Annotated in this window: 6 protein-coding genes and 1 tRNA gene; 1 reads left to right on the top strand and 6 read right to left on the bottom strand. The window is 54.2% G+C overall.

Annotated elements, in window-relative coordinates:
- From H8693_RS09085 to H8693_RS09060, 6 genes are all read right to left on the bottom strand, one after another.
- On the bottom strand, window positions 1–103 hold a 103-nt coding region (locus H8693_RS09085; protein WP_178619405.1), incomplete at its 3' end, for a GTP-binding protein.
- A gap of 99 nt (window positions 104–202) precedes the next feature.
- Window positions 203–276, bottom strand: a tRNA-Gly gene (locus H8693_RS09080).
- A gap of 137 nt (window positions 277–413) precedes the next feature.
- Window positions 414–2,021, bottom strand: coding sequence for a VanW family protein (locus H8693_RS09075; protein WP_249280699.1), 1,608 nt, complete (start codon window positions 2,019–2,021; stop codon window positions 414–416).
- 280 nt (window positions 2,022–2,301) lie between these two features.
- On the bottom strand, window positions 2,302–2,868 hold the full coding sequence (locus H8693_RS09070) for a DUF305 domain-containing protein (RefSeq protein ID WP_249280698.1): 567 nt from the start codon (window positions 2,866–2,868) through the stop codon (window positions 2,302–2,304).
- Between the two features lie 161 nt (window positions 2,869–3,029).
- Entirely contained in the window at window positions 3,030–3,668 is a 639-nt protein-coding gene (locus H8693_RS09065; protein ID WP_178618959.1) for a redox-sensing transcriptional repressor Rex, read from the bottom strand.
- A gap of 61 nt (window positions 3,669–3,729) precedes the next feature.
- A complete protein-coding gene (locus H8693_RS09060) occupies window positions 3,730–5,670 on the bottom strand; it encodes an aconitate hydratase (RefSeq protein WP_249280697.1) in 1,941 nt (646 codons plus the stop codon).
- 186 nt (window positions 5,671–5,856) lie between these two features.
- On the opposite strand from H8693_RS09060, the gene H8693_RS09055 reads away from it, so the two are divergent.
- A complete protein-coding gene (locus H8693_RS09055; RefSeq protein WP_249280696.1) occupies window positions 5,857–6,114 on the top strand; it encodes a hypothetical protein in 258 nt (85 codons plus the stop codon).
- The last annotated feature ends 16 nt before the right edge of the window (window positions 6,115–6,130 follow it).

Here is a 6,130-nt window from a genome sequence, read left to right as displayed (position 1 = left end):
CCGCCGTGATCGCCGCCGTCAGCGTCGTCTTCCCGTGGTCTACGTGCCCGATCGTCCCGATGTTTACATGGGGCTTCGTTCTCTCGTATACTTGCTTTGCCATTTTCTCTTTCTCTCCTCCTAGATTTCTTAGCTAAAATCCAAAATTTTCCGCCTCGAGCGGAGCCTCTGGAGACGGATTTTCTCGCCGTCATCCCTTTTTTGGAGCGGGTGATGGGAATCGAACCCACGTAGCCAGCTTGGGAAGCTGGAGCTCTACCATTGAGCTACACCCGCATTCCTTCACACATCCGCTCTATTTCACTATTCTATAGTCTTCCCCACTATTTGTCAATACAAAACCGCCATTTTCTTTTGGAAAAAAGAAAGGGAACCCGGCATGCAAAATGCCCGATTCCCGCTCTCTTCCTTCTTTATTCCGTGCCGCCCGTCTCCGGGGAAGTTGTATTGCCCGGTGTCGGCGTTGCTGCTTCCGACTTACTGGGCGTCGGCGTTGCCGGGGTTGTCGTCGTGGTCGCCGGCGGCGTCGTCTCCGGCTTCGGCGTTGCAGAAGGCCCAATGGTTATCTGCCCGGTGAAGGCCCGATAGGTATCCGTATAATACAGCTCCCGGGAGATTTCCTTTCCCGTCTCCTTGTCGATCTTGATCTTGTAAACCTCGGCTTTGATTTTGTTATGCCGCGGCTTTGTCCATTCGCTGGTTCCCGGCTTCATTTCCGAGGAATAGACGGTTTCCGCCGGGCCCGGTTCTTCATTTAAAACAATCTTGCTTTCCATCTTAACCGTATAGTCCATGGGGGGGCCATAGACTGAGACCTTGACTGTCCGCGCGTTTTTCGCATCCGTCGTGGCGATGATCGTGATGGGATAGTCATAATTATTTTTGAACTGGAAGTCCGGCGCACCTGTCGAGATTGTTGCATCCAGGCCGGGATCCACATAGCTGAGCGGCCAGGAATGGTGTGAACGGTCGGTAATCTCGACTTCCGCCTTTAACAGCGCGTTATAGAGCGTGCTGCTCACCTGGCAGATCCCGCCGCCCGGCTCATCCACATAGGCGCCGTTTTTGATGCCCGCCGCGTCTTCCCAACCGTTTGCCGTCGTCCGCGGCCCCGCCGCCTCGTTGATGGACCAGCTCTCGCCCGGCTGCAGCACGACACCGTTTACCACCGTCGACATCTTCCAGATATTATACCGCCGGCCATAGGCAGAGGATTTGAAAGACGTGCTGAACGACGCCATGAGCTGGCAATTTTCCTTGAGCTCTTCCAATGTGATCTCCGGCTGTGTATCCACAACCGTCGTAGGGATGACAGAGGTGAAATCCCCGTTTTGCAGATTGGTCTGAATGTCTGCGATCAGCTTTGCCGTGTCAATCTCCTTGCCGGCCACTTCCTCAATAAATTCCAGCTCGCCGGAAACCTGAAGATTCTTCTCATCCTCGTTTTTCTTGACGGAGACCGTTGCATTCTGCATCTCAATATTATAGGCCTCTCCCTGCGTCTCCAGGGAAGCCGCCAGAATCTCCTCATCCGCCTTGGCTTCCAGCGGGAAGTTTACGCCTTCCTCCTTGGCCTTGTTAATTTCCGCCGTCCGCTGGGTTGCATCCCCTTCCCGGCCATAGAACAGGGCCTTCTCCATCACCGCCTGGACGTCGATGGTCGCCCCCAGCTCCTCCGCCGTCAGCGGATAGGTGTTTCCCATCGCCGAATAGGTGATCTTGAGATCCATGAGCGTCTGGCTCGCCTTTTCCTCAATCTGCGGCTTGGCCTCTGCAAGCGTCATGCCCGAAACATCGATATTGGCAATCGAAACCCCTTCAAAATACGTCCCTTTCGCCAGAATCTCATCCCGGCTCATATTGGCCTCTTCGTTTCCCTTGGCAATGAAGATCCAGGCCAAAACGCCGGCAACTACTATCAAAACCGCCAGAGCGCAGATCAGTAAAACCCGAATGTTTTTTGCCTTATCCGCTCCGAACGCATTCTTTTTCCGAACCACTTTCTTTTGCTTTCCAGCCATCTGTACTCTGCAAACCTCCCGTTTGGCGTTCTTAATCTACTATACTGTAAAACACCCTAAAAGTAAACAAGAAACTATTTCTTCCTTTTGTATATTTTCCACCTTTTCCCCTTGAATAAACAAATTTCCTTACAAAAAAATAAATTTGCCCGCCGGGGCATTCGGGCAAAGCAGCAAGGGATTCTCCCGCTTGTCCTATGTATACAAAGGGCGGGCATATCCGCGCCCTTCCCATAAATGAGCGGCGCATGCCCTCGCTTCGCGCCGCCCCAGGATATTCCTATGCGCCAAAACAGCGGAGCAGCTGCTCCATTTGCCGGACGCCCCGCCTCTGCGAAGTGATGATCGCCTGAAGAATCGGGATCAGCTCCGGGCAGACAGGATAGCGCAGGGCATTTTCCGACATGCGGACAGCCCCTTCATGATGCGGGATCATCTCCCGCATAAAATTTACGTCGATTTGATCGGTGGATACCGCCGCACGCATCTGCCGGAACATCCTCTGAGAGATCTGGCAGAAGCATTCCTGATATCCGTTCCATTCCCTTTGGGAATTGCTGCACATGCTGCAGCATTCCAGGATATCCCGCATATTTTCAATGCTCTTTGTCTGCTCTTCAATGATATTCTGGGCAATCTCCCTCACAGGAGCACAGTCCGAATATTCCAAAAGATTGCACGACATTTGAATCGCCGCCTCGTGATGCGGGGTCATCTGCACGATAAAGTTACGTGATATGCTGCATGTAAGCTCTGCGCCGTTCATTTTTGCTATCATCTCATCCAAAATCTGATAAAACCGGCATAAATAGCGCCTTGTCTCCAGGCTGAATTTTGAACATATCATAAAATGGTTTCCTCCTTTGCCCTCCCTCCATTTTATGCCGGGGCCGCAAAAGTGTTTCCCCGGATATGCCTTCCCTATTTGGGAACATAAAAGCGGCTGCGCATCCGCAGCCGCCTGACACATCTTGTGGCCGCGCTTTCCCGAAGAAAGCGCCCGCTATATTATATTTCACTGCTCTCTGCCCGCAGCCGGTAGGCCAGGACATAGAGGCTGTCGTTGAGATGCACGTTTTCCAAAGAGACCCCTGCCGGCACCTGCACATCAATAGGCGCAAAATTCCATATGCCCCGGAATCCCAGGCGCACCAGCAGATCCGCCGTATCCTGGGCGGCGGACTGGGGCGTGCAGATCACGCCGATTTCCACCGGCGTCTTTTTTACAAATTCCTCCAGCTCGCTCAATGGGCGAATGCGCTGTCCGCCCGCCTCCTGGCCAATCCGCCCCGGAGCCACATCGAAAATTGCGGCAACCTTGAAACCCTCGCGGGCAAACCGGTCATAGCTCACCAGCGCCTGGCCAATGTTTCCCGCGCCGATGACGGCAACGGTATGTTCCCGGTTCAGGCCCATGATGCGGGCAATTTCCGAGCGCAGCTTGGGAACGCTGTAGCCATACCCCTGCTGCCCAAAGCCGCCGAAGCAGTTGAGATCGCGCCGGATCTGGGAGGCGTTGAAGCCCAGATCCCGGCTCATTTTGGAGGAGGAGACGCGTACTGCGCCCCTCTCCTCCATCTCCTTCAAATAGCGGAAATATTTGGGCAGGCGCCGAATCACCGCCTCAGGTATTCTCTCTTTATTCATCCGTTCCTTTCCTTCAATCAGGGTTTGCGGCCGTCTTTCCATCCGCTGGAGAGACGCAGCCTCACGCGTTCTGTTTTTTGGTATAGTTCAAAAGGCCGCCTGCCAGCAGAATATCCTTCAACCGTCCGGAAACCTCCAGACGCACCGGGAAGGACGTCCCCCGGGTCACGTTTTCCACAACAAATTCCCCGTCGCCCATCACTTTCTCCCGGGCGTCGCGGATCGCCAGCTGGTCGCCCTGGGCCACTGCATCATAATCCGCCTCGTTGACAAACACCAGGGGCAAAATTCCGGAGTTGATCAGGTTTGCCATATGAATGCGGGCAAAGCTCTTGGCTATAACGCCCTTAATTCCCAGATAGAGCGGAACCAGCGCCGCATGCTCCCGGGAAGAACCCTGGCCATAGTTCTGGCCGGCCACCAGGAAGCCGCCGCCCGCCGCCTTGGCCCGGGCCGGGAAAGTCTCGTCTACGGGAGACAGGCAGTAATCCGACAGATACGGGATATTCGAACGATAGGGCAGCAGTTTGGCCGTGGAGGGCATGATATGGTCGGTGGTGATGTTGTCCTCCATCTTCAAAAGCGCTTCGCCTTTCACTTCCTCCGGCAGCTCCACGTTAATCGGGAACGGCTGGATGTTGGGCCCGCGCACCACTTCCACATCTGCACTGTTTTCCGCCGGGGGCACCACCATATTGTCGTTAATCATGAAATGGCTGGGCATCTCGATCTTCAGTTCCTCCAGCTTTTCCGCCGGGAGCGTCAGAGGCGAGGTAAGAACGCCGGTGATGGCGCTGACCGCCGCCACCTCCGGGCTCACCAGATAGATATCCGCGCTCTTGGTCCCGCTGCGGCCAAAGAAGTTGCGGTTATTCGTCCGCAGGGAAACGGCGTTCGTCGCCGGGGACTGGCCCATGCCGATGCACGGCCCGCAGGCGCATTCCAGGATCCGGGCGCCCGCCGCAATCATATCCGAAAGAGCGCCGTTTTCCGCCAGCATGTTGAACACCTGCTTGGAGCCCGGAGCGATAACCAGGCTGACGTTCTCCGCCACCTGCTTGCCCTTCAAAATCGCCGCCGCTTTCATCATATCCGTATAGGAAGAGTTGGTGCAGCTTCCGATACATACCTGGTCCACCTTGATGGGGCCGATTTCATCCAAAGTTTTGACGTTATCCGGCATATGCGGGCAGGCTGCCAGCGGCTCCAGGGCGCTCAGATCGATGGTAATTTTTTCGTCGTATACTGCGTCCGCATCCGCTTTCAGCTCGGTATAATCCTCTTCCCGGTCCTGCGCCTTCAAAAATGCCCGGGTGATCTCGTCGCTGGGGAAAATCGAAGTAGTCGCCCCCAGCTCTGCGCCCATGTTGGTGATGGTGGCCCGATCCGGCACCGTCAGGGTTTTCAGCGCTTCACCGCTGTATTCAATGACTTTTCCGACGCCGCCCTTGACGGTCATGCGCCGCAGAACTTCCAGAATGATATCCTTTGCCGCCACGCCCGGCCGGAGCTGCCCGGTCAGTTCCACATTCACAACCTTGGGCATATTGAGATAATACGCGCCGCCGCCCATAGCCACGGCCACATCCAGGCCGCCCGCGCCAATGGCAATCATGCCGATGCCGCCGCCCGTAGGGGTATGGCTGTCCGAGCCCAAAAGCGTCGCCCCCGGAACGCCGAACCGTTCCAGATTCACCTGATGGCAGATGCCGTTGCCCGGCCGGGAAAAATAGATCCCGTGCTTTTTGGCCACGGTTCCGATGTATTTATGGTCGTCCGCATTTTCGCTTCCCGACTGCAGCGTGTTGTGATCGATATACGCCACAGACTTTTTGGTCTTCACCCGGTCCACTCCCATAGCCTCAAACTGCAGATATGCCATCGTGCCCGTGGAATCCTGCGTCAGCGTATAGTCGATCCCGATGGAGATTTCCTCTCCGGGAACCATGTTGCCGGATTTCAGGTGCTGTTCCAGAATCTTATAGGTTAGTGTCTTTCCCATCTGTTTTGCCTCCAAACGTCGTGATATATTTCAACAAATAACAAACAAAGAAGTCCGCAAAAAATTTATTTTTGCATATCATATAAATTGTACTGGCAAACACGCAAAAAAGCAAGGGAACCCTTGCTTTTTTCTTTGCATATAGAATATAATGAAGGACATACTACATCCCAAAGGAGTTTTTTCATGAAGGTTTGGGCCAGCATCCATAAAAATAACAAAGTCATCGCCCGCTGCTCGGAAGAAAGCGATTTGGAAGATATTTCCGAAGCCCTGCTGGCATGTCTGGAAAAAATTTACAAAGAGCTGGATATCGCGGAACCCGTCTGGGTGACAAAGCATGCCAAAGAGCTATCGCGTTTCGGAACGACTAAATTTTATCCTTCGGATTTCATCGAGCCTGTATCCTTCGATTATTTTGAAGTGGAATACCAAATCCAATAATTGCATTCGTAAGCTG

The organism is Guopingia tenuis (genome assembly GCF_014384805.1).
Lineage (GTDB): Bacteria > Bacillota > Clostridia > Christensenellales > Christensenellaceae > Guopingia > Guopingia tenuis.
This window is presented reverse-complemented; position numbering and strand designations above follow the sequence as displayed.

Excerpts from the sequence above, each read along its gene's own strand:
- H8693_RS09060 (WP_249280697.1), bottom strand. The coding sequence starts at position 5,670 with ATGGGAAAGACACTAACCTATAAGATTCTGGAACAGCACCTGAAATCC.
- H8693_RS09075 (WP_249280699.1), bottom strand. The coding sequence starts at position 2,021 with ATGGCTGGAAAGCAAAAGAAAGTGGTTCGGAAAAAGAATGCGTTCGGA.
- H8693_RS09055 (WP_249280696.1), top strand. The coding sequence starts at position 5,857 with ATGAAGGTTTGGGCCAGCATCCATAAAAATAACAAAGTCATCGCCCGC.
- H8693_RS09065 (WP_178618959.1), bottom strand. The coding sequence starts at position 3,668 with ATGAATAAAGAGAGAATACCTGAGGCGGTGATTCGGCGCCTGCCCAAA.
- H8693_RS09070 (WP_249280698.1), bottom strand. The coding sequence starts at position 2,868 with ATGATATGTTCAAAATTCAGCCTGGAGACAAGGCGCTATTTATGCCGG.